Raw genomic sequence first — 1,154 nt, forward strand, 5'->3', positions numbered from 1 at the left:
CAAGGTGGCTCCGAAGTATCGCAACCCGGCCAATTCTGAAGAGACTTGGACTGGGCGCGGTAGGCAGCCCAAGTGGATGGCCCTGCTGGTTGCTAAGGGAGCATTGCCTCAAGATTTCCTGATTAGTTAATCCTGCGACTAATCAAGGCGGCCGGCTTCTGCCTAGCATGCAGCCGGCCGACCGGCCGGCCGGCCGATGAATGATGCAGGACTGAATGTCAGGGTGAGCCCGAGCTCTTGCCTGCAGCCTCAAGTCTATCGTTGATGAACTGAAGTGCTCTGCGATGTTCTTGCAGCACGGTATCGTGAGCAGGAGTTCCAGGAACGGCTGCATCCGAAAAGGCGCGAATGACCTCCTTCGCCTCGCCATAGCGCTCCAGCTGAATCAAACAGTCCACCAACCCAGAAACAACGAACGCGTCACGCGGTCGGATTTTTTCAAGCTGGCGCAACGCTTGCAGCGATAGATTCGCGTCATTTGTTCGAAAACCGAGGCCGACCAACAATAGCCAAGCGCGCTCGGAAGAGGGATCACGCTCAACGATCTCCAACAGTTGTTTACGAGCACCATCCAGGTCGCCCGACTCCAGCAGCAACTTGGCACTCCTAATATCCATTGACATCGCTCTCCTTGATCAAGTCTTGACAGCGGTGCGGGACGCAGCCGGTCATGCAACGAACGAAGCTTCCCCCCCAAACACCAGGCTGTCTGAAGTCACCGCCTGCGCGCGTGCATGTCACTTTGCAGGCTTGAATGTGCTCTTGGCAGTCTGCCTCAAGATCATCCTCCCCATCCGCACATGCCGACCGAATCAACGCAACCGCCATCTTGGACGCGGAACTCTGCGGATTCAGGATGCCATTCGGCCCAAGGAGACCGTTTGTCCCAACCCCCAGCATCTCACCCGCCTTAAGGGCATTCCTAAGGCTATCGCTGTTGATCTTTGGACCAAAATCCCAATTGCCGTTCGGATTGCTGAGGTCGCCCCCATTGTACGCCCCAACGGCACCGGGGGCGCCCGTGACCACGGGGGGCGGGGGTAGTAAAGGAATTGCCTGCATCCCATCGGGGTCAATTGATGCGAGCGGGTTGCCCTTCACGTAGCCGTAGGTGCTGATCCCCCCCTGCAATCCGAGCGGGTCTGACGTCACGA

At 57.9% G+C, this 1,154-nt stretch carries 2 protein-coding genes; one reads left to right on the forward strand and one right to left on the reverse strand.

Annotated features, from left to right (window positions below):
- A partial coding sequence (locus HMPREF3114_RS20550) for an H-NS histone family protein (RefSeq protein WP_141750786.1) occupies positions 1-130 on the forward strand: 130 nt, incomplete at its 5' end.
- 88 nt (positions 131-218) lie between these two features.
- Here the strand turns inward: HMPREF3114_RS20550 and HMPREF3114_RS20910 are convergent.
- Positions 219-623, reverse strand: coding sequence for a tetratricopeptide repeat protein (locus HMPREF3114_RS20910; protein WP_141750787.1), 405 nt, complete (start codon positions 621-623; stop codon positions 219-221).
- Between the last annotated feature and the right edge of the window lie 531 nt (positions 624-1,154).

The organism is Stenotrophomonas sp. HMSC10F07, assembly GCF_001807895.1.
GTDB classification, from domain to species: domain Bacteria; phylum Pseudomonadota; class Gammaproteobacteria; order Xanthomonadales; family Xanthomonadaceae; genus Stenotrophomonas; species Stenotrophomonas sepilia.